The sequence below is a fragment of the Mycobacterium sp. ABE4_509 genome (assembly GCF_056160785.1).
Genome location: NZ_JBSWXU010000085.1, coordinates 1 through 22182, shown reverse-complemented (window position 1 = coordinate 22182; position 22182 = coordinate 1). Strand labels below are relative to the sequence as shown.

The following is a 22182-nucleotide window of genomic DNA, read 5'->3' as shown; positions in this document are numbered from 1 at the left end:
CGTCATCGTCGTCGCCCCGTACGAGGGGCCGCTGCGCGACGCCACCGCGGGGCGAGCGGTCGCACTGCCCCCGCGCGTCCCGGTGCCCGACGATTTCGCCCTGACCCGATACCTGGCCGCCGGGCTGGCGGTGCTGCAGGTCGTCTGCCCCGGAACCTACGCCGACCTCGGGGCACTCGCCGACGAGCTCGACGCCGAGGCGTTCCGCAACAGCGCCCGCCACGAACTGTTCACCAACCCGGCCAAGTCGCTGGCCGACCAGATGTCGGGCCGTGAGGTCGTCTTCGCCGGGGACAGTGCCGCCACCGTCGCCCTGGCCGGGCACGCGGCCGCCGTGATGCTGCGGGTGGCCCACCAATCGGTCGCCGCGGTCGGTCTGACCGATGCGCTGGCGGCCATCGGCACCGGCTGGGGGCGCGGAGCCGGCACCGGTGAGCTGTCCATCTTCCACGACGAGCAGATCGACGGGCCACTGCCGGCGCGGACCCGCACCTTCGTGCTGACGTCCGACGGCGACCGGCCCGCGATATCCATCCGGTTGCGAGACTTCGACGACGTCAACGTCGTCAACGCCAACGACGTGCCAGAGGTCGTGATGGCAGGGGGGGATCGAGACGTGCCGGGCACCGCGCCCGGAGGTCTCGAACAACAAATAGCGCTGCTGGCGGTCCGCCTCGAAATGGCGGCGGTCTACCAGCGGCTGGTTCGAGGTTGAGGTAAGTGCATCTGCTGAGGGGAGCGGTCCGGACCTACGCATGGGGTTCGCGGACCGCGATTGCTGATTTCACCGGAGCTCCCAGTCCCACCGAGCATCCCGAGGCCGAACTGTGGTTCGGTGCGCACCCGGGTGACCCGGCGTGGCTGCAGGACGAGGACGGTGAGCGTTCACTGCTCGACGCGCTGCGCGCCGACCCGGACGGCGAACTGGGGGCCGCGGTACGCAACCGGTTCGGCGACACCCTGCCGTTCCTGGTGAAACTGCTCGCGGCCGACGAACCACTGTCGCTGCAGGCGCACCCGAGCAGTGAGCAGGCGATCGAGGGCTACACCCGCGAGGAGCGGATGGGCATCCCGGTCACCGCGCCCACCCGCAACTACCGCGACCGCAGCCACAAACCCGAGATCCTGGTCGCACTGAGCCCATTCGAGGCCCTGGCAGGCTTCCGGCCGGCAGCACGTTCGGTGGAACTGATGCGCGCCCTCGGCGTCGCCGACCTCGACCCGTTCATCTCTCTGCTCGACGGACAGTCCGACGGCGACGGGCTGCGGGCGTTGTTCACCACCTGGATCACCTTCCCGCAGCCCGACCTCGACGTGCTGGTGCCGGCCGTGATCGACGGCGCCATCAACTACGTGCGTTCCGGTGCCGAGGAATTCGAGCGGGAGGCCAAGACCGTACTCGAACTCGGGGAGCGCTACCCCGGCGACGCGGGCGTGCTGTGCTCGCTGCTGCTGAACCGCATATCGCTGGCCCCCGGTGAGGCGATCTACCTGCCCGCCGGGAACCTGCACGCCTACCTGCACGGAGTCGGCATCGAGGTGATGGCCAACTCGGACAACGTGCTGCGCGGCGGGCTGACCCCCAAGCACGTCGACGTGCCCGAACTGCTGCGGGTGCTCGACTTCACCCCGGCCGCCGACGTCGTGGTGCGTCCCGAGTCATCCCTGGACGGAGCCGAACTCGTCTATCCGACGCCCGCCCCCGAGTTCGCGCTGTCGGTGCTGCGGGTGGAGGGTGAGAACCTCGACCACGAGATCGACGCACCCGCGCGCCACGACGGTCCGCAGATCCTGCTGTGTGCGCAGGGGTCGGCCACCGTGCACGCCAAGGCCAACACGCTGACGCTGGAGCGCGGCGCGGCAGCCTGGGTGGCCGCCGACGACGGGCCGATCAGGCTGATGGCCCACGAGCCGACCCGGCTGGTTCGGGTGACCGTCGGGATCTAGCGCGCCGTTCGGTCAGCCACAGCCTCATGTTGTGCCGGACCGTGCGCCCGACCAGCTTGGCCGAGGGCACCATGTAGAGGCTGTCGAGCAGGCTGAACCGGCGCAGAAACCATTCCGCCAGAACCGGATCGGTCTCGGCCGCGCCGAGGAACTGGTCGAACAACGACCCCACCGGGCGGTACCACCACGGCATCGGGCCCTGCGCCCGGTGCAGGACCAGATCGCCGATCGCGTTCATCGTCCACACCGGGTACGTCGACTTCGCCGTGGCCCTGGCGAACGTGCGGGCCAGACCGTCGCCGGGCTCCCGCAGGGCGGCGCGCAGATGACCGGCCTGCAGCGACGTCATCGTCATCCCCTGCCCGAACGTCGGATTGAAGCTGGCCACGGCGTCGCCGAACGGCACGATCCCCTCCGGGAAGCGCTCCATCTTGTCGTAGCGGCGCCACCTGCTGGTCGGGTACTTGTGAAACGCGACCTCACCGATCGGCTCACCGAGACGCAGCGCCGCAGCGACGTGGGCGGGCAGGATCTCCTCGGCCAGCGCGCACATCCCGTCGAAATCATTTGGCGGCGGCACCTTTCCGACACCGAACGTGGTCAGCCCCCAGGTGCCGTCCTCGTAGAACAGCATTCCCAGCCCCAGCGGCTGGTCGCGTGAGGCTCCCGCGACCACCACCCTTTCCTCGATCAACCCGTCCGGGATGCGTACCTGATGGGTCGCGTACCCGATGCCGACGTCGACGGTGTCCTCACTGGGGCGGTCGAAACCCCACTGCGACAACCACACCGGCAGGCGGGTGCCGCGCCCGGTCGCGTCGACGACGAGGTCGGCGGCCACCGTGGAGCCGTCGGCGGTGCGCACCCCGCTGACCCGGCGACCGTCGAACACCGGCTCGTTCACACCCAGGTGCACCACCGTGACGTTCGGGACAGCCGACGCACGCCGCCGGATCTGCCATTCCAGATGTGGGCGGCTCGGCACATAGGCGGTGAACTCGTCGGCCAGGCGGTGCTGGGTGCCCAGCACATGACCGGCCGCGCCGAAATGAATGCAGTCGGGCCGGTTCTCCAGCATGGGGACCCCGGCGTCGACCATCTCGGTGAGCAGGCCGGGGAACAACGCCTCGAACTCCTGCGCGCCGCGCGCCATCAGCAGATGCACATGCCGGCCCTGCGGCACCGCCGCGCGGTTGGCCGGACCGTCGGGCAACCCGTCACGTTCGTAGACCGTCACCCGGTCGAAGAAGTCGGACAGCACCCTGGCCGCGCACAGGCCCCCGATGCTGGCACCGATGACGACCGCGTGTTCCCCCGAACGTGTCATTGGCCCCATCCGATCACAGGGCAGTGGGTACATTCCGCTGAAATAAATGACGAAAAGGGGACGGTGGATGGCTGACGAACCTGTCGCGCGGACCGTGGGCCGGTGGCGGACCAAGTCGGTCGAGCAGTCGATCGCCGACACCGATGAGCCGAGCACCAAGCTGCGCAAGGACCTCACCTGGTGGGACCTGACGGTGTTCGGGGTGTCGGTGGTGATCGGTGCCGGCATCTTCACCGTCACCGCGTCGACCGCCGGCAACATCACCGGACCGGCGATATCGATCTCCTTCGTCATCGCGGCGATCACCTGCGGGCTGGCGGCGCTGTGCTACGCCGAGTTCGCCTCCACGGTCCCCGTGGCCGGCAGCGCCTACACCTTCTCCTATGCCACGTTCGGGGAGTTCATCGCCTGGATCATCGGGTGGGATCTGATCCTGGAGTTCGCGGTGGCGGCCGCGGTGGTCGCCAAGGGCTGGTCGAGCTATCTGGGCACCGTGTTCGGGTTCGCCGGGGGATCCACCGAAGTCGTTGGACTGCAGGTTGACTGGGGTGCGTTGCTGATCATCGCGTTCGTCACCGCCATCCTGGCCTGGGGGACGAAGCTCTCGGCCGGGGTCAGCCTGGCGGTCACCGCGATCAAGGTGGCGGTGGTGCTGTTGGTGGTGGCCGTCGGAGCGTTCTACATCAGGACCGAGAACTATTCGCCGTTCATTCCGCCCGGCGAAGCGGGCCAGGGCGGCACCGGTACCGAACAGTCGCTGTTCTCGCTGATCACCGGGGCCGAGGGCAGCAGCTACGGCTGGTACGGCCTGCTGGCCGGGGCCTCGATCGTGTTCTTCGCCTTCATCGGATTCGACATCGTGGCGACCACCGCCGAGGAGACCAAACATCCGCAGCGCGATATCCCGCGCGGCATCCTGGCGTCGCTGGGCATCGTCACCGTCCTGTACGTCGCCGTGGCGATCGTGCTCACCGGGATGGTGAGCTACACCGAGCTGCGTGACGCTGAAACGCAGAACCTGGCCACTGCTTTCGCGTTGAACGGCGTCGACTGGGCGGCCAAGGTGATCTCGGTCGGCGCCTTGGCCGGCCTGACCACCGTGGTCATCGTGCTGGTGCTCGGCCAGACCCGGGTGCTGTTCGCGATGTCGCGCGACGGGCTGTTGCCCCGTCAACTGGCCAAGACCGGCCGGCACGGCACCCCGGTGCGGTTGACGCTGCTCGTCGGCGCGGTCGTCGCCGTCACCGCGACGGTGTTCCCGATCGACAAGCTCGAAGAGATGGTCAACATCGGCACACTGTTCGCGTTCGTCCTGGTGTCGGCCGGGGTGATCGTGCTGCGGCGCAGCCGGCCCGACCTCGAGCGCGGCTTCCGGGTGCCGTTCGTGCCGGTGCTCCCGATCCTGGCGATCCTGGCGTGCGGGTGGTTGATGCTGAACCTCACCGGACTGACGTGGCTACGGTTCGGCATCTGGATGGCGTTGGGTGTGGTCGTCTACTTCGTCTACGGCCGGCGCCACTCGCTGCTGGGGCAGCGCGCGCGTCGGTAGTGGGCGGCCCGCAGTGTTCGCTGAGGGCCCTCTGTGCACCACGTCGATCTGGGTCCGCCGTCCTTTTTGGCATCACTGATTCCGGTGTGGTTGTATCGGGGTGCGATTCTGCGCGGGTGCCGAATTCCCCGGCAGTTGATGGCGCACGTCAATGGTGTGTCAAGACCTGTTCAAGCCCCATTCAAGGCTTTCTCAAATTCGCCATTGATTGTGGATATCGCCTATTGGCCAGCGATAAAGTGCTGCCATGCAGGCATTATGTATTCCCAACGACGTGAATAGTGAACCGGAATCGGTTGCTGTGAGAGCCGCCGGGCTAAGTGATTCCCGTCTGTGTCCGACGTTTGCGACCCACCCTGACAGTGTCAGAAGCGGCGCGGATGAAGTGGATGTCGAGGCGATTGATCTCGAACGTCTGATGGCCTTGCCCGCGCGGGAAAGCGGGCCGGGCGCGCCGAAAGTCGAATTTGCCAACCCGGCCCGGTCGAGGCTCTTCGCAACAGCGGCCGCGGTCGGCATCGACGCGACCGCGGCCACCGTTGCCGCGGTGCTCGGAGTGTGGTCGGCCTCGCGCGCACAGGATCCCGGCATCTGGACCTGGGCCCTGGGCTTCTACGTGCCGATGATCATCGTGTTCATCCGGCTGCGCTCGCTGTATCGGCAGAACATCAACCGGCGGTTCATCGACGAGATCGCTCCCGTCCAGGCCGCCGTGGCGCTGGCCTCGATGTCCGCGCTGAGCATCATGATCTTCGCCGGCGCCCCGGGTGAACCCGCCGCGCTGGTGTCGAGGATGTGGATCGCTGCGGCCGTACTCATGCCGGTCGCGCGGCTCGCCCACGTCTCGTTTCAGCAGTGGTCACGGCGACGGGGCGCCGCGCTGGCACCGACGCTGATCGTCGGTAACGGGCAGGTCGCCCGCCAGCTGTGCCTGCGGCTGGAGTCCTCGGGACAGTACGGCCTGGCGCCGGTCGGGTTCCTCTCCGCCGACCCGCTGCTGTGGACGGAGGACGACAGCGAACCCGCCCCTGCGGCGCCGCGGATCGGCTCGCCCGACATGATCGAGGACGCGATTCGCGACACCGGCGCCGAGGCGGTGATCATCGCCTTCTCGCGGATGCAGGACCACCTGCTGCTCAACCGGGCCGTCCGGGTGGCGCACCGGCACGGTCTGCGGGTGTGGGTGGTGCCGAGGATGTTCGACGCCGTCGGTCAACGGGTGCGCGTCGACCATGTCGGCGGCCTGCCGTTGCTCGCGCTTGCCCACTCGGATCCGCGGGGATGGTCGTTCTCGGTCAAGCACCTCATCGACCGGACCCTGGCCGCCTGTGGCCTGGCGGTGCTCTCGCCGCTGCTGCTGACCCTGTTGCTGCTGGTCAAGCTCAGTTCACCCGGGCCGGCCATCTTCCGCCAGAAACGGGTCGGGCGCGACGGCCAGGTGTTCGACTGCCTGAAATTCCGATCGATGCGCCCGGCGCCGGACGGGGAGGCCGCCTTCGAACTCGCGCGAGACAGCGCCCCCGGTGGGGTCGAGGGGGAGGATCGGCGGACGAAGATCGGCAAGATCCTGCGCGCGACGTCGATGGATGAGCTGCCCCAGCTCGTCAACGTCGTCAAAGGTGAGATGAGCCTGGTCGGGCCTCGTCCCGAGCGGCCGGAGTTCGCGGACATGTTCGCCATGCAGATCCGGCGATACGGCGAACGCCATCGGGTCAAGGCCGGGCTCACCGGCTGGGCGCAGGTGCACGGATTCCGCGGGCAGACCTCGATCGCCGAGCGCGCCGAGTGGGACAACTACTACATCGAGAACTGGTCGATCGCGCTGGATCTGAAGATCCTCGCGCTGACGGTGCCCGCCATCCTGCGCCGGGCTGAATAGCCCGGCGTGTGCAGGCACCTCTCCGTCAGCTTTACAAAACTGCTCGAATGTATAGACGAGTGACAAATCGTCTCCTATAGTCAACAGCAACGAGTGTTCGTACTCACCGCAAGGAGGCAATGAGGTGACCACACACGAGATGTCCGGCATGTCGGAGATCGATGTCGAGAACTGGCGCGACAAGAAGCGCTACCTCTGGCTGATGGGGCTCATCCCGCCGACGGCACTGTTCGTGATGCTGCCGCTGGTGTGGGCGCTCAACCAGGCCGGCTGGCACGCCGCGGCCCAGGCGCCGTTCTGGATCGGGCCGATCCTGGTCTACCTGCTGCTTCCCGCCCTCGACCTGCGCTTCGGCCCCGACGGGCAGAACCCGCCCGACGAGCTGATGGAGCGGCTGGAGAACGACAAGTACTACCGCTACTGCACCTACCTCTACATCCCGTTCCAGTACGCCAGCGTCATCTTCGGCGCCTACCTGTTCACCGCGTCGAACCTGAGCTGGCTCGGCTTCGACGGCGGGCTGGGCTGGCCGGCCAAGATCGGTCTGGCCCTGTCGGTGGGTGTGCTCGGCGGCGTGGGCATCAACACCGCCCACGAAATGGGCCACAAAAAGGACTCGCTGGAGCGCTGGCTGTCCAAGATCACCCTCGCCCAGACCTGCTACGGGCACTTCTACATCGAGCACAACCGCGGCCACCACGTGCGTGTCGCCACCCCGGAGGACCCCGCGTCGGCACGTTTCGGTGAGACCTTCTGGGAATTCCTGCCGCGCAGCGTCATCGGCAGCCTGCGCTCGGCGTGGGAACTGGAAGCCAAGCGCCTGGAGCGGGCCGGCAAGAGCACCTGGCACCCGTCCAACGACGTGCTCAACGCGTGGGCGATGTCGGCGCTGCTCTACGGCGTGCTGATCGCGGTCTTCGGCTGGGCGCTGGTGCCCTACATCGTGATCTCGGCGGTGTTCGGCTTCACCCTGCTCGAGACGGTGAACTACCTCGAGCACTACGGCCTGCTGCGGGCCAAGACCGAGTCCGGCCGCTACGAGCGCTGCGCCCCGGTGCACAGCTGGAACTCCGATCACATCGTGACCAACCTGTTCCTGTACCACCTGCAGCGCCACAGCGACCACCACGCCAACCCGACCCGGCGTTACCAGACGCTGCGCAGCATGGACGGCGCGCCGAACCTGCCCAGCGGATACGCGTCGATGATCGCGCTGACCTACTTCCCGCCGCTGTGGCGCAAGGTGATGGACCACCGGGTGATCGAGCATTACGACGGCGACATCAACCGGGTGAACATCCACCCGCGGGTGCGCGACAAGGTCCTGGCCCGCTACGCCGACGAGCGCTTGCGCGAGGAGCAGACCGGCACCGAGGCGGCAGCCTGATGAGCACCTACCGCTGCCCGGGATGCGACTACGTCTACGACGAAGCCAAAGGCGAACCGCGCGAGGGGTTTCCGGCCGGGACACACTGGGGTGAGGTCCCCGACGACTGGTGCTGCCCGGACTGCGCGGTACTGGAGAAGGTCGACTTCCAACCCGCCTGACCCCCGTTGAGACTGCGCTCACGGCGCCGAAGTGCGAGTGCCGGCCGCCCTGGGCGCAGTCTCGACGCGACGACCAGAAAAGGAAAGACATGAGCGACACCGACTACAAACTGTTCGTCTGCGTGCAGTGCGGCTTCGAATACGACGAAGCCAAGGGCTGGCCCGAGGACGGCATCGCCCCGGGCACCCGCTGGGACGACATCCCCGAGGACTGGAGCTGCCCGGACTGCGGCGCGGCGAAGTCGGACTTCGAGATGGTGGAGGTCTCCCGACCGTGAGCGCCTGGGCCGGCATCGTCACCGGACGCGGTTCCCTCGGTGTGATGACCAGAAGCGATAGTGTCGCGCGTGTGAGCAGCACCCCCAACCGGCGGCCCGCGCAGCGCGTCAGCTACGCCGAGGCGTCGCGGGTGCTGCTGCGCGACTCGATCCTCGACGGCATGCGCGAACTGCTGCTCACCCGGGACTGGTCGGCGATCACCCTGACCGACGTCGCCAACGCCGCCGGCATCAGCCGCCAGACCATCTACAACGAGTTCGGCTCCCGGCAGGGCCTGGCCCAGGGCTACGCACTGCGGCTGGCCGACCGGCTCGTCGACCAGATCCACGACGCCATCAACGACAACGTCGGTGACGTCTACGCAGCCTTCTTGCAGGGGTTTCGCGACTTCTTCACCGAATCGGCAGCCGACCCGCTGGTCATTTCGCTGCTGACCGGAACCTCCAAGCCCGACCTGCTGCAGATCATCACCACCGACAGCGCGCCGATCATCAACCACTGCTCGGCGCGGCTGACCGAGTCGTTCATGGCCAGCTGGGTGCGCTGCAGCCAGGAGGACGCCGGCGTGCTGGCCCGCGCGATTGTCCGGCTGGCGATGAGCTACGTCTCGATGCCCCCCGAAGCCGACCATGACGTCGCACGAGATCTGGCCCGGCTCATGTCACCTTTTGCCGAACGGTACGGTGTCATAGATACCCCTTAGCCGGCAGAGCGCCGCAGCGCCTGTCCCGCGAGCCCGCAGGCTATGGGTGTCCGTGTCCGCATGGGTGTCGCCGATGAGCTGCGACACCGGCAATGACGAGCGACTAAAGGGGCTCTATATATGACTGCAACAAAGATGACCGCCGATGTCCGGAACGGCATCGACTACAAGGTCGCCGACCTGTCCCTGGCCGAGTACGGCCGCAAGGAGATCGGTCTGGCCGAGCACGAGATGCCCGGCCTGATGGCGCTGCGCTACGAGTACGCCGACGTGCAGCCGCTCAAGGGCGCACGCATCTCCGGTTCGCTGCACATGACCGTGCAGACCGCCGTGCTGATCGAGACGCTGACCAGCCTCGGCGCCGAAGTTCGATGGGCGAGCTGCAACATCTTCTCCACCCAGGACGAGGCCGCCGCGGCCGTCGTCGTCGGACCGCACGGCACCCCGGACGAGCCCAAGGGCATCCCGGTGTTCGCGTGGAAGGGCGAGACCCTCGAGGAGTACTGGTGGGCCGCCGAGCAGATGCTCACCTGGGAGGGTGAGCCGGCCAACATGATCCTCGACGACGGCGGCGACGCCACCATGATGGTGCTGCGCGGCGCGCAGTACGAGAAGGCCGGCGTGGTGCCGCCCGCCGAAGAGGACGACCCGGCCGAGTGGAAGGTCTTCCTCGGCGTGCTGCGCGAGCGCTTCGAGCAGGACAAGACCAAGTGGACCAAGATCGCCGAGGCCGTCAAGGGTGTCACCGAGGAGACCACCACCGGCGTGCTGCGCCTCTACCAGTTCGAGGCCTCCGGTGAGCTGCCGTTCCCGGCGATCAACGTCAACGACTCGGTCACCAAGTCGAAGTTCGACAACAAGTACGGCACCCGCCACTCGCTGATCGACGGCATCAACCGCGGCACCGACGTGCTCATCGGCGGCAAGAAGGTGCTGATCTGCGGCTACGGCGACGTCGGCAAGGGCTGCGCGGAGTCGCTGGCCGGCCAGGGCGCGCGGGTCACCATCACCGAGATCGACCCGATCAACGCGCTGCAGGCGATGATGGACGGATACGACGTGCGCACCGTCGAGGAGGCGATCGGGACCTCCGACATCGTCATCACCTCGACCGGCAACAAGGACATCATCACCCTCGAGCACATGCGGGCGATGAAGGAGCAGGCCATCCTGGGCAACATCGGCCACTTCGACAACGAGATCGACATGGCCGGGCTGGAGCGGTCCGGCGCCAAGCGGATCAACATCAAGCCGCAGGTCGACCAGTGGATCTTCGATGACGGCAAGTCGATCGTGGTGCTGTCCGAGGGCCGGCTGCTCAACCTGGGCAACGCCACCGGCCACCCGTCGTTCGTGATGAGCAACAGCTTCTCCAACCAGGTGATCGCCCAGATCGAGCTGTGGACCAAGAACGACGAGTACGACAACTCCGTCTACCGGCTGGCCAAGCATCTCGACGAGAAGGTCGCGCGCATCCACGTCGAGGCGCTCGGCGGCACGCTGACCAAGCTGAGCAAGGATCAGGCCGAGTACATCGGTGTCGACGTCGAAGGCCCGTACAAGCCGGAGCACTACCGCTACTGACATGGCTGCGGTGAATCGGGCGCGCTCAACGACCTCGGCGGTCGGTTGGCGCGCCCGATTCGCGTGGCGCACCGCCGCGATGCTCGCAACCGTGCTCGCGGTGGCGGCGTGTCAGCAAGCGCAGCAAGAAGACTCGGAGCCCACCAGTGCGCCGGGACTCGAGGTGCGCCACGACACCGAACCGCTGGCCGAGACCTTCCCGGCGTTGGGCGATCCGGTGTCGGCGTCGTGGATCATGTGGGACAACAGCACGGTGGCCGAGGAGTCGAGCGTCGAGGTGATGTGGATCGACGCGGTCGTCGAGGTGACCCCGGAGACGATGGATGCCCTGGTCGCCGACAACGTCACCGAGGACCGTGACCAGCATCCCGCTGTGCAGCGCGTGCTCGAGCCCGACCTGCCGCCCGGGCCGTTTCTCACCGGTGTCGACCTGAACATCGTGTTCGGCGGGGCGGGACAGAGCACCCGGGTCTTCCTCGACGAGCAGCACGACACGGTGGTGCTGCAGTCCTACGCCATGAACCCCCGATAGCTTGCCGAGCGCTGCGAGACCGGTGAGCCGGCGTTGCTGCAGCCCACGACCAGACCGCCGCTGATCCCCACCGCCAGCGGCGCCGTCACCGGGGAAGGCCTCACCGACGACCCCGCCGTCGACCAGCAACCGGGCATGCCCGCAGCCACCTTGCCGACCATGATGTCGGGCCGGCCCGTCGGCTCGAATTCGTAACGCAGCGTGCACTTTCCAGCGGGTACGTGCCCGTCGGACGCCGCACGCAGCTGCTGCACGCCGACATAGTTGTGCACGCAGTGCAGCTGCTCTCCCAGCGCTGCACATCGGGGTGTGGCCGGACAGCTGCGCGTCCTCGGCCACGATGCCCAGTTCCTTCTTTCGCGCGGGCAACGGTGCCACTGCGGTCGCTGTTCGCATCGAGTTCGCCGCGCGGTGGAGCTGGACTAGGCTCGCCGCGTGCTCATCGTCATCGAAGGAGTCGACGGCGCAGGCAAGCGGACGTTGACCAACGGACTGCGAGCGGCGCTCGAAGCCTCCGGCCGCTCCGTGGCCACGCTGGCGTTTCCCCGCTACGGGGAATCGCTACCCGCCGATCTGGCCGCCGAGGCCCTGCACGGGCGCCACGGCGACCTCGCCGAATCGGTCTACGCGATGGCGGTGTTGTTCGCGATGGACCGGGCCGGCGCGCGCGCCGAGATCGAGCGACTGACCGCCGAACACTCCGTGGTCATCCTGGACCGCTACGTGGCCTCCAACGCCGCCTACAGCGCCGCGCGCCTGCACCAGGGCGCCGACGGCGAGGTGGTGGGCTGGGTGCATGACCTCGAGTACGGACGGCTGGGGCTGCCCGCCCCGGACTGGCAACTGCTGCTCGACGTGCCGACGGAGCTGGCCGCCCAGCGCGCGGTCAGCCGGGCCGCGCAGGAAGCCGACCGCGCCCGTGACGCCTACGAACGTGACGACGGACTGCAGCGTCGCACCTCGGCGGCCTACGCCGCCCTGGCCGCCGCCGACTGGGGCGGCACCTGGGTCGTGGTGCCGCCCGACGTCGACGCCGAAGCACTGGCAAGCAGCCTGATGCGGTGATGCCGCCTAGGCCATTTCGCGCACTGCGCCGACAGTTTGGGCGAATGAACCCGGGGTCGGGTGGCCGGCAGCAAAGTCGATGTAGAACCCCGATTCGGCAACATTTCCGACGCCGACGTCCACCGCGGGCAAATGTTAGTTCGCCTCAGCAACCAGCCTGACGCCGAGCTGTCGACCCGTCGGCTCCCGCCGGGTTGTACTCGTTGCATTCGTGAACACCGCTGAGCGCGAATGTATTTAGGCAATCCTTCGTTCCTCGCTCGTGGGTTTCGCGGCCTTGATCGTTCGAGAACGAGATATCCCGCGCAAATCCGGCGACCGGCGGGTAGTGTCCGTGCCGGGGGGCTGGCAGGGCGCGATCCGTTTCCGGTGGGACGCCTGTCGGCAACGGACACAACGGCATACGGGGGAGCCATGGCACTGACGACGCGGACGCAGGCCGAGTTGTTGGCAACGCTGGACGATCACATCCACGCCTTGAAGTCGGCGGGGGAACGGTTCGACCAGGGTCGCCTCATCGAGGCGCACGTGCTGGCGATCCACATTCGTGCCCTGGTGCACGAGGGGCCCAAGTCGCACGCCCTCATCCACGAACTGGGCCTGCAAGACCAACTGACCTGGGTCGACACCGGCGGGGTGCCCAATCCGAAGACCGCATCCTCGGCGTCGTGTCTGACGTTGACGAAGGTGCGCACCGGAATGCGGCCAGGTGGGGAGTACGTACCCAAGCTCGGCCTCTACCCGCCCGCGCCGATCCGCACCCGCGGCGGCGAACACATCAACCGGGGGTCGCGCATCCCGTTCGACGACTGGTGGACCAACCCGGTTGTCAAGGACGCCGACGGCCTGGAGTACTCGCGGAAACTGCTGGTCCTCGCCCTCGGCGGTGGCGATGACGACCCGGAGGCGCAAGCGGCCCGCACCGCCCTGGCCGCCAGTGCCTCGCTCGGCTGGATCCTCGCCGATCCCGCCTTCTCGACGCCGACGGTGCCGGGGCGGGACCCGGCCGCGAACCCGGTCCTGGCCAGCGTGCGGCAGATCGGCTACGAGGTGATCCAGACGATCGGCCAGCAGCGCGACGTCATCGAGGCCGCCCCCGTCTGACGCCGGTTCGAGCCCTCGCCGGCCCGGTCGCCGGCGGGTTTCCCAGCGCCCAGCGTGAAGGTGTCTTCACATTCGGCGCCGAGTGTGACGATGTCTTCACGTTCGATGTCTTCACGTTCGACGCCCGAGCGGGCAGTGGGGCTGCCGGCACCGCCGCGGCGGCACTGTCCAGGGCAACTGCCGCCCGAATGCCGGTCGACACGCACAACGCGCCGTGTGGTATCCGAGGAATATCGCGAACTGGTGACACCATGGACACCATGAGGCAAAGGATCCTGGTCGTCGACGACGACCCTTCGCTCGCCGAGATGCTGACCATCGTGTTGCGCGGCGAGGGTTTCGACACCGCGGTCGTCGGCGACGGCACCCAGGCGCTGACCGCCGTGCGTGAACTGCGGCCCGACCTGGTGCTGCTGGACCTCATGTTGCCCGGCATGAACGGTATCGACGTGTGCCGCGTGCTGCGGGCGGACTCCGGCGTGCCGATCGTGATGCTGACGGCCAAGACCGACACGGTCGACGTCGTGCTCGGCCTGGAATCCGGCGCCGACGACTACGTGATGAAGCCGTTCAAGCCCAAGGAACTCGTCGCCCGTGTGCGCGCCCGGCTGCGCCGCAACGAGGACGAACCCGCCGAGATGCTCTCCATCGCCGACGTCGACATCGACGTCCCCGCCCACAAGGTCACCCGCCAGGGCGAGCAGATCGCGCTGACCCCGCTGGAGTTCGACCTGCTGGTGGCATTGGCGCGGAAACCGCGCCAGGTGTTTACTCGAGATGTGCTTCTCGAACAGGTGTGGGGTTATCGACACCCCGCGGACACCCGTTTGGTGAACGTGCACGTCCAGAGATTGCGGGCCAAGGTCGAGAAAGACCCGGAGAACCCGCAGGTGGTGCTCACGGTTCGAGGAGTGGGATACAAGGCCGGACCGCCGTGATCTGTGACCGCTCGGCGGTCGCCGTGGGCATGACCGCCCGGCGGAAGCCGTGATCTTCGGGTCGCGGCGGCGCATCCACCGCCGGTCGGCCCCGCTGGTGCGCGGGCTGGCTGCACTGGGCAGGGCGATGGGACTGGCGTGGCGGCGGTCGCTGCAGCTGCGCGTCGTGTCACTGACGCTGGGGTTGTCGCTGGCCGTCATCCTGGTCCTCGGATTCGTGCTGACCAGCCAGATCACCGACCGCATCCTCGAAGTCAAGGTCGGCGCCGCCACCGAGGAGATCGAACGCGCCCGCACCACCGTCGGCGGCATCGTCGGCGGCGAGGAGACCCGCTCGCTCGACAGCAGCCTGCAGCTGGCCCGCAACACCCTCATCGACCGCAAGGCCGACGCCGGAGCGGACCTGGCCGGCGCCTTCGACGCCGTGCTGATCGTCCCCGGCGACGGCCCCCGCGCGGCCACCGCGGCCGGACCCATCGACCAGATCCCCAACACGCTGCGCGACTTCGTCAAAGCAGGCCAGGTCAGCTACCAGTACTCGACGGTGCACACCGACGGCTTCTCCGGGCCCGCCCTGATCGTCGGCAGCCCCACATCGTCGCCGGTCACCAACCTCGAGCTGTACCTGATCTTCCCGCTGAACAGCGAAGAGTCCACCATCTCGCTGGTGCGCGGAACCATGGCCACCGGCGGTGTGGTGCTGCTCGGCCTGCTCGCCGCGATCGCGCTGCTGGTGGCACGTCAGATCGTGTTGCCGGTGCGGTCGGCCTCACGCATCGCCGAACGGTTCGCCGAAGGACACCTGACCGAGCGCATGCCGGTGCGCGGCGAAGACGACATGGCCCGGCTGGCCGTGTCGTTCAACGACATGGCCGAAAGCCTGCACCGCCAGATCACCTCCCTGGAGGAATTCGGCAACCTGCAGCGCCGGTTCACCTCCGACGTCAGCCACGAGCTGCGCACCCCGCTGACCACCGTGCGGATGGCCGCCGACCTCATCCACGACCACGCCGAGGAACTCGATCCGGCACTGCGCCGGTCCATCGAGCTGATGGTCGACGAACTCGACCGCTTCGAGGGGCTGCTCAACGACCTGCTCGAGATCTCCCGCCACGACGCCGGCGTCGCCGAACTGGCCGTCGAGGCCATCGACCTGCGCTCCACCGTCAAGAGCGCACTGGACAACGTCGGGCACCTGGCCGAGGACGCCAGCGTCGAACTGATCGTCGACATGCCGCCCCAGGAGATCGTGGCCGAGGTCGATCCCCGCCGCGTCGAACGGATCCTGCGCAACCTGATCGCCAACGCCATCGACCACGCCGAACGTAAACCGGTGCGCATCCGGATGGCCGCCGACGCCGACACCGTCGCCGTCACCGTGCGGGACTACGGAGTCGGGTTGCGCCCCGGCGAGGAGAAGCTGGTGTTCAGCCGGTTCTGGCGATCCGACCCGTCGCGGGTACGCCGCTCCGGGGGCACCGGCCTGGGCCTGGCCATCAGCATCGAAGACGCGCGGCTGCACCAGGGCAGGCTCGAAGCCTGGGGTGAACCGGGCAATGGCGCCTGCTTCCGGCTCACCCTGCCGCTGGTGCGCGGCCACAAGGTCACCAGCAGCCCGCTTCCGGTCAAACCCACCGACACCGGGCGCCAGCCGGTGCGCGAACGCGAACCCGCCGGGGAGTCCGTGTGACCCGCTCGCGTGTGCTGGCCGCCTGGCTGGCGTTGCTCATGGTTGTGGTGGCCGGCTGCGCCGGTGTGCCGAGTTCGTCGTCCCCGCAGGCGATCGGCACCGTCGGCCGACCGGCACCGCCCAGCCTGCCCAAACCCACCCCGGGGATGGACCCGGACGTGCTGCTGCGCGAATTCCTCAAAGCCACCGCCGATCCGGCCAACCGGCACCTGGCCGCGCGCCAGTTCCTCACCGAATCGGCCTCCAGCGGCTGGGACGACGCGGGCAGCGCCCTGCTGATCGACAACGTGGTGTTCGTCGAAACCCGCAAGCCCGATGAGGTGTCGGTCACCATGCGCGCCGACATCCTCGGATCCCTGTCCGACATGGGGGTGTTCGAGACCGGTGAGGGCGCGCTGCCCGATCCCGGACCGATTGAACTGATCAAGACCTCCGACGGCTGGCGCATCGACGAACTGCCCAACGGGGTGTTCCTGGACTGGCAGCAGTTCCAGGACACCTACAAGCGCCACACCCTGTACTTCGCCGACCCCACCGGCAAGACCGTCGTGCCCGACCCGCGCTACGTCGCGGTCTCCGAACCCGACCAGCTGGCCACCGAACTGGTCAGCAAGCTGATCGCGGGGCCGCGCCCGGAGATGGCCAAGACGGTGCGCAACCTGTTGGACGAGCCGCTGACACTGCGCGGCCCCGTCACCCGCGCCGACGGCGGCAAGACCGGGGTGGGACGCGGCTACGGCGGCGCCCGCATCGACCTGGAGAACCTGTCCACCACCGACCCGCACAGCCGCCAACTGCTTGCCGCCCAGATCATCTGGACCCTGGCGCGGGCCGGCATCAACGGGCCGTATGTGATCAACGCCGACGGCGCCGCCCTCGATGACCGCTTCGCCGAGGGCTGGACGACCGCCGACGTCGCAGCCACCGACCCCGGTGCCGCCGACGGGGCCGCCGCCGGCCTGCACGCCCTGGTCGGCGGATCGCTGGTGTTCCTCGACGGCGAAAGCGCGCCGCAAGTGTCCGGATCGTTCGGGCAGATCCCCGGACAGACCTCGGCGTCGCTGTCGCGCTCCGGCCAGGAAGTGGCCTCGGTGGTCACCGAACGGCCCGGCGCGCCCGACATGGCGTCCTCGCTGTGGGTGGGGCCGCTGGGTGGGGCCGCCGCCCAGGTGATGGACGGTCGCAGCCTGAGCCGGCCCACCTGGTCACTCGACGAATCGATCTGGGTCGTCGTCGACGGGATCAACGTGGTGCGTGCCGTGCAGGACGCCTCCGGCCAGCCCGCCCGCATCCCGGTCGATTCGACCGCAGTGGCGACTCGGTTCCCCGGGATCATCACCGAGTTGCAGCTCTCCCGGGACGGCACCCGGGCGGCGATGGTGATCGACGGCCGGGTGATCCTGGCCGGTGTCGAACAGACCGAGGGCGGCGGATACGCGCTGACCTACCCACGGCGACTGGGCTACGGGCTGCGAAACACCGCGGTGTCGCTGTCGTGGCGTACCGGCGACGACATCGTCGTCACGCGCACCGATCCGCAGCATCCGGTGTCCTACGTCAATCTCGACGGGGTGAACTCCGACGGTCCGAGCCGCAACCTGCTGATGCCGGTGACCACGGTGGTGGCCAACCCGTCGACGGTCTATGTGGCTGATTCGCGGGGTGTGCTGCAGCTGTCCGGGGCTTCGGCTGACGGTGATCCCGGCTGGATCGAGGTGCGCCCGTTGATGGTTGCAGGTGCGCAACCGGTACTACCTGGCTGACACTTGATCCTGTCGCCGGTACAGCCCACCGGCGGCCAGCCCCAGTGAAAGGTCAGGTATGGACATCGACGAGGTGAAGATCCCCCGCAAGACCATGCTTGCCGGCTTGGGAGCCGGCGCGGCAGCGGTGACGCTGGCGGCGTGTTCCAGCGGGCCCGAAACCTCTGGCGCGGGTTCGGAATCCAGCGTCGACGGGGCGGGGGAGGCCCTCACCGCCACCGCCGACGTCCCGGTCGGGTCGGGGGTGATCGTGGGAACCACCATCGTCACCCAACCCGTCGACGGCGACTACAAGGCGTTCTCGGCGGTGTGCACCCACAGCGGATGTCTGATCAACGACATCAGCGACGGCACCCTGAACTGCCCGTGCCACGGCAGCAAGTTCAACCTCGACGGTGAAGTGGTCAACGGGCCGGCGGCGCGGCCGCTGGAGGCTGTGCCGGTCGTGGTCGAGGGGGACTCCATAGTGGAGGCGTAGGCGGTCCGATTCGCGGCCCGCAGCTGTCCCGTGGTGTTCACGTGGGACGGCTGCATCCTTTGCTGATAGACGAGGTGGATGAGCGGGTCGTTACCGAACTGGTGAACTTTCGCCTCGCGGCGGGCCGGTAGCATTTCTCATCGTGGGGAGAGAACATTCGGGGAATGCTGAGGTGGGCGGATGATTGTGCCGCCTGTCGGCCCGTCGGGGCAGCCGCCTCCGCCGCTGGGGCCCGGCGCCGGCCGGTCGCACAGTCGGCGCTGGTGGTGGGTCGGTTTGTCGCTGGCGGCTGTGATTGCCATTGTCGTCGGGTTGCTGGTCTGGCAGGTGACGTCGGACGGCGGTGGCGGCTCTAGTCAGGCGGGTGACGACGTCGATCGCACCGTTGGTCTCCTGCGGGAGAAGGACCCCGTTTGTGATGAGTTTGGCAGGCATGTGGATCGTCTTGTGGAAAAGCAATCGCAATGGCCAAAGACGGACGACTCTCTGCCAGCTTCTCGTTGGAGCCCTGAACAGAGGAGAGCTTTTGTCGCTGTCGGCAAAGCGATGTCTGAGGCGGCCGACGAGTTCGAGGCAATGATCCCCCGTGCGCGCAGCGTGATACTGCAAGAATTGCTTGCGCAAATAGTAGTGTATCAGCGCGCCTACGTGCTCAGCATTCCGCACTACGTCGCAAAGGATGCTTTCCTCGCAGGAGTGGCTAGCAACTTTAGCAACGCGATTAGCTACATGTGTGCGGCCATTCCTTGGCTACCTGACTCAGGGGGCGAAAAGGGAGCTATCCTGTCGACAGTCGCGGATCCAACTGCGTTGATCGATTTTGTGCTAGGTTCAGCTCTCTCTTGTCGCGAATTGGTCGATCTTGTTGATTCGCAAGATTCCGCGCTTGGCGGGTGGAGTTCTGGGGATGCCACGGTGCCTGCGAGTCAATGGGATCCGCGGGAGCGTGCACTTAACCGTGGTGTGCGTGAGATCATCGATGCGAATCTCGTGAAGTTTCGCGATCTCGCAGAACCTGCTAGAGGCGGAGTCTTTGGAGACCTACTAGCTACGCACAACGCGTACGCTGAAGCCTTCGCTGATGCACTCCCTTCATATGTTCCAGATGACATCAAGTTGTGGAGGGCAGCGACTGCTATCAGTGGTGGGATTGCGGCTGCATGCGAGGTCCACCTGTGAGCTGGTGGAATACTGAGCCTCACAGTGGTGAGTACGGCGGTAGAACGGTTGCCGGGCCTGCTTGGCCGAACGTTGACGAGTTTGTGTTGTCGCTTGCAGCTCGGTCCTTAGAGCAATTCAGAGACGATCTTCGTTCGACGGTTATCGTCGAACTCAGCCGCCAGATGATGGCGCTGTCCGATGTCTGGGAGGGCTCGGGGTCAGAATCTGCACGCGACGAGACTAGCGCGATCATCGATGAACACGAGGCAGACGCGAACGCGGAAGCGGCCGAGGCCGAGTCCAGTGCGATTCTCACCGTGGGTAGCAAACTTTCAGGGAATGTTGAGGTGGGCGCGTGATCATGCCGCCTGGAGGGCCTTCGATGCAGCCGCCTCCGCCGCCGGGAGCGGGCGCTGGCCGGTCGAATAGTCGGCGCTGGTGGTGGGTCGGTTTGTCGCTGGCGGCTGTGATTGCCCTTGTTGTCGGGTTGCTGGTTTGGCAGGCGACGTCGGACGGGGGTGGCGGGTCTAGTCAGGCCGGTGATGATGTCGATCGCACTGTCGGTCTCCTGCGGGAGAGGGACCCCGTATGTGAGGACTGGCGACAGTTCTCGGACGAGTTAGCTGACAACACAAAGCGATGGCAGGAGGCTGACAAGTCGATATCGGCGGCTCGCTGGACTCCGGAGCAACGGGGGGTGTTTGACGACGCCGCCATCGCAATGACGTTGGCTGCTGACCAGTTTGAGACGCTTCGCTCAGACGCGCGGAATGTGGCGTTGAAAGAGTTGATTTCCCAGACAATCGTTTTCCTGCGCTCTTATGTCGATGAACTTCCAAATTACGTCGCCGAGGATGCACTTCTGGCTGGCGCTGCGTTGAATTTTCTCAACGGTGTTACGAATATGTGCCTTCTGGTGCCGCTTGTGGCGGGTTCCGGAGACGGTGGAAGTAGCGAGCCGTGGCTGTCGGCGGTCCAGGATCCATCGAAACTGGAACGAATGACCGTTGATCAATCTTCTTGTGAGAGCTTTTTGGCGCTTGTTGAGCAGCAGCGAACAGTTCTTCGTGGTTGGACTGGAGCCGATTCAATGGTTCCGGCCGCAGAATGGACACAGGATCAAAAGGCGCTAAATGACGCGGCTCGGGAGGTGCTGGTTGCCAATCTCTCGCAGTTTCGAAGCATTGCCGACTCGGCTAAGGGGGAGATATTTGGTGACCTATTGGTGGCGCACAATGCATATCTGCATGCATTCGTGGATGCATTGCCTTCATATGAAGTTGACGACAACAAATTGTGGAACACCGCCGCCTACTTGAGCGGAGGGCTCGAAGCTGTCTGTGAGGTCCATCGGTGAGCTGGTGGAGCACCGAACCACATGGCGGCGAGTATGGCAGCCAGACCGTCCTGCCACCCGGTTGGCCGGAGGTAGATGAAGACTTGTTGGGGCAAGCAGCCCGCGCTTTCGAGGCGTTTGCCGGCCATCTGCGTGACGTCGTTGTACGCCTGCAACAGGCTCAGAAGATGGCGCTTGCGGATGTTTGGGAGGGTGGAGGAGCGGAAGCCGCCCAGCTCGAGTCGAGTGCCATTATCAATGAACATGAAGATAATGCGAGGTTGGCCGATCTAGTCGCCAGGAAGCTCCGTAGCATGGAGAATTCTGTGCTAAAGACAAAGCTTGCAGCAAATATAAATGCTGAAGATACACAGCGTGATTGCGAAGAGACCAATTCCACAACCAAGCCCGAAATAGCGGGCCCTCTGAACGAAGCTAGAGTGGCGTTGGGGCTGGCGGAGAACGAAAAGCTAGTCGCATCCAATGCCGCTGAACTGGCAGGCAACATTGGTGCGGCTCCCGGAACCCCAGGGGCCGATGGGCCCGTCTCCAAGGAGGCGTCGGCGGAGGAGGCGTCGGCCACGCCGCGGATCGACCCAAGCCCGACCATTTCGGATGTCGATAAACCGGGGTTCATTTCTGCTGCGTTCGGTTCTGGTTCCGGCGGCGGAGGAGCGGGCGGCAATCCCGTTGGTGGGTCTGGGGCCCAGCCATCCGCCCCAGACGTTCCTGCCGCGCCGCAGCCGGCACAGGCCCCCGCGGCCGAAGTCGCGCAACCAGCAACCACCGTCTCGAGCGGCGCTCCGGGCGCAGTGGGTTCGCAGTCGTCCGGGGGAGGGGGCACGGCTTCAGGCCTCAGCGGGGGGAGCGGTGGTTCCGCTGGGGCATCGCCCGCGAGCTCGGCGGCGAACGCCAAGGGTGCGGGTTCTGGGGCGGGCTCGTCGGGTGCCGGCGGCTCGGGGCAGTCGCCGTCGGTCTCGCCGGCGTCAACGAATGGTGACAAGTCGTCCACCGGTGCTGGTCGGTCGCCAGGTGGGTTGGCAGGGCAGCCACTTTCGGCGCAGCCGCCACCCGCCCCGCTGAGTGCCCCGGCCCCGGCTGCCCAACCGGCAGCTCCAGCCCCGTCGGCCCCGAATGCCCCAGCAGCAAGCACATCTCCGAGCGGTATCCAAGGAGTGGCCGGGGCTGCCGGAGGTGGGTACGGCGGCGCGGCTCCGAATGCTGCCATGAGCGGCGCCCCGGCTGCGGGCCCGCCGCCGGTGCCGCTAGGCCCCCCGACAACACCGCCGCCGGCAGCCC

Annotated in this window: 20 protein-coding genes and 1 pseudogene; 19 read left to right on the top strand and 2 right to left on the bottom strand. The window is 67.0% G+C overall.

From position 1 onward, the window contains the following. Both ACXAID_RS17800 and manA read left to right on the top strand, forming a co-directional pair. A pseudogene (locus tag ACXAID_RS17800) lies at nucleotides 1–715 on the top strand (TobH protein); the annotation flags it as partial. Nucleotides 716–720: 5 nt separating this feature from the next. Continuing rightward, nucleotides 721–1947, top strand: a complete 1227-nt coding sequence (gene manA, locus ACXAID_RS17795) for a mannose-6-phosphate isomerase, class I (protein WP_475023538.1) — start codon at nucleotides 721–723, stop codon at nucleotides 1945–1947. On the opposite strand, the gene ACXAID_RS17790 is transcribed toward manA, so the two are convergent. Continuing rightward, nucleotides 1892–3274: an FAD-dependent oxidoreductase gene (locus tag ACXAID_RS17790; protein ID WP_475023537.1), complete on the bottom strand. Its 1383-nt coding sequence runs from the start codon at nucleotides 3272–3274 to the stop codon at nucleotides 1892–1894. The genes manA and ACXAID_RS17790 overlap by 56 nt on opposite strands. 67 nt (nucleotides 3275–3341) lie before the next feature. On the opposite strand from ACXAID_RS17790, the gene ACXAID_RS17785 reads away from it, so the two are divergent. The 8 genes from ACXAID_RS17785 (at nucleotide 3342) to ACXAID_RS17750 (ending at nucleotide 11348) form a co-directional block, all read left to right on the top strand. Continuing rightward, entirely contained in the window at nucleotides 3342–4823 is a 1482-nt protein-coding gene (locus ACXAID_RS17785; protein WP_475023535.1) for an APC family permease, read from the top strand. Nucleotides 4824–5241: 418 nt separating this feature from the next. Then, nucleotides 5242–6702, top strand: a complete 1461-nt coding sequence (locus ACXAID_RS17780; protein ID WP_475023534.1) for a sugar transferase — start codon at nucleotides 5242–5244, stop codon at nucleotides 6700–6702. 139 nt (nucleotides 6703–6841) lie between these two features. After that, the gene (locus ACXAID_RS17775) at nucleotides 6842–8089 is read left to right on the top strand and encodes an alkane 1-monooxygenase (RefSeq protein WP_475023540.1); all 1248 of its coding nucleotides are present in this window, start codon (nucleotides 6842–6844) and stop codon (nucleotides 8087–8089) included. Next, nucleotides 8089–8250, top strand: coding sequence for a rubredoxin (locus tag ACXAID_RS17770; RefSeq protein WP_475023533.1), 162 nt, complete (start codon nucleotides 8089–8091; stop codon nucleotides 8248–8250). The genes ACXAID_RS17775 and ACXAID_RS17770 overlap by 1 nt, the downstream gene beginning before the upstream one ends. 89 nt (nucleotides 8251–8339) lie before the next feature. Further along, complete coding sequence (locus tag ACXAID_RS17765; RefSeq protein ID WP_475023531.1) at nucleotides 8340–8528, top strand: rubredoxin; 189 nt, start codon at nucleotides 8340–8342, stop codon at nucleotides 8526–8528. 44 nt (nucleotides 8529–8572) lie between these two features. Next, on the top strand, nucleotides 8573–9232 hold the full coding sequence (alkX, locus tag ACXAID_RS17760) for a TetR family transcriptional regulator AlkX (protein ID WP_475023529.1): 660 nt from the start codon (nucleotides 8573–8575) through the stop codon (nucleotides 9230–9232). Nucleotides 9233–9352: 120 nt separating this feature from the next. Beyond that, nucleotides 9353–10816 (top strand): adenosylhomocysteinase, encoded by a 1464-nt coding sequence (gene ahcY / locus ACXAID_RS17755; RefSeq protein WP_475023528.1) that lies wholly within the window; start codon nucleotides 9353–9355, stop codon nucleotides 10814–10816. Nucleotide 10817: 1 nt separating this feature from the next. Next, on the top strand, nucleotides 10818–11348 hold the full coding sequence (locus tag ACXAID_RS17750; RefSeq protein ID WP_475023527.1) for a hypothetical protein: 531 nt from the start codon (nucleotides 10818–10820) through the stop codon (nucleotides 11346–11348). On the opposite strand, the gene ACXAID_RS17745 is transcribed toward ACXAID_RS17750, so the two are convergent. Then, nucleotides 11327–11620 (bottom strand): hypothetical protein, encoded by a 294-nt coding sequence (locus ACXAID_RS17745; protein WP_475023526.1) that lies wholly within the window; start codon nucleotides 11618–11620, stop codon nucleotides 11327–11329. The two genes, ACXAID_RS17750 and ACXAID_RS17745, sit on opposite strands and share 22 nt — an antisense overlap. Before the next feature lie 163 nt (nucleotides 11621–11783). On the opposite strand from ACXAID_RS17745, the gene ACXAID_RS17740 reads away from it, so the two are divergent. The 9 genes from ACXAID_RS17740 to ACXAID_RS17700 all read left to right on the top strand — a co-directional run bounded on the left by ACXAID_RS17740 (nucleotide 11784) and on the right by ACXAID_RS17700 (nucleotide 20904). Then, nucleotides 11784–12413 carry a dTMP kinase gene (locus ACXAID_RS17740; RefSeq protein WP_475023525.1) on the top strand — a complete coding sequence of 210 codons (630 nt, stop codon included), beginning with the start codon at nucleotides 11784–11786 and terminating at the stop codon, nucleotides 12411–12413. Between the two features lie 414 nt (nucleotides 12414–12827). Then, nucleotides 12828–13517, top strand: coding sequence for a hypothetical protein (locus ACXAID_RS17735; protein WP_475023524.1), 690 nt, complete (start codon nucleotides 12828–12830; stop codon nucleotides 13515–13517). Between the two features lie 251 nt (nucleotides 13518–13768). Beyond that, nucleotides 13769–14455 (top strand): two-component system response regulator MtrA, encoded by a 687-nt coding sequence (gene mtrA / locus ACXAID_RS17730; protein WP_475023522.1) that lies wholly within the window; start codon nucleotides 13769–13771, stop codon nucleotides 14453–14455. Between the two features lie 49 nt (nucleotides 14456–14504). After that, entirely contained in the window at nucleotides 14505–16145 is a 1641-nt protein-coding gene (gene mtrB, locus ACXAID_RS17725; RefSeq protein ID WP_475023521.1) for an MtrAB system histidine kinase MtrB, read from the top strand. An 11-nt stretch (nucleotides 16146–16156) separates the two neighbouring features. Then, nucleotides 16157–17908 (top strand): MtrAB system accessory lipoprotein LpqB, encoded by a 1752-nt coding sequence (gene lpqB / locus ACXAID_RS17720; RefSeq protein WP_475023539.1) that lies wholly within the window; start codon nucleotides 16157–16159, stop codon nucleotides 17906–17908. 58 nt (nucleotides 17909–17966) lie between these two features. After that, complete coding sequence (locus ACXAID_RS17715; protein WP_475023520.1) at nucleotides 17967–18386, top strand: QcrA and Rieske domain-containing protein; 420 nt, start codon at nucleotides 17967–17969, stop codon at nucleotides 18384–18386. Between the two features lie 276 nt (nucleotides 18387–18662). Continuing rightward, entirely contained in the window at nucleotides 18663–19565 is a 903-nt protein-coding gene (locus ACXAID_RS17710; protein ID WP_475023519.1) for a hypothetical protein, read from the top strand. After that, complete coding sequence (locus ACXAID_RS17705; protein WP_475023518.1) at nucleotides 19562–19906, top strand: hypothetical protein; 345 nt, start codon at nucleotides 19562–19564, stop codon at nucleotides 19904–19906. The genes ACXAID_RS17710 and ACXAID_RS17705 overlap by 4 nt, the downstream gene beginning before the upstream one ends. A 92-nt stretch (nucleotides 19907–19998) precedes the next feature. After that, nucleotides 19999–20904, top strand: a complete 906-nt coding sequence (locus ACXAID_RS17700; protein ID WP_475023517.1) for a hypothetical protein — start codon at nucleotides 19999–20001, stop codon at nucleotides 20902–20904. The last annotated feature ends 1278 nt before the right edge of the window (nucleotides 20905–22182 follow it).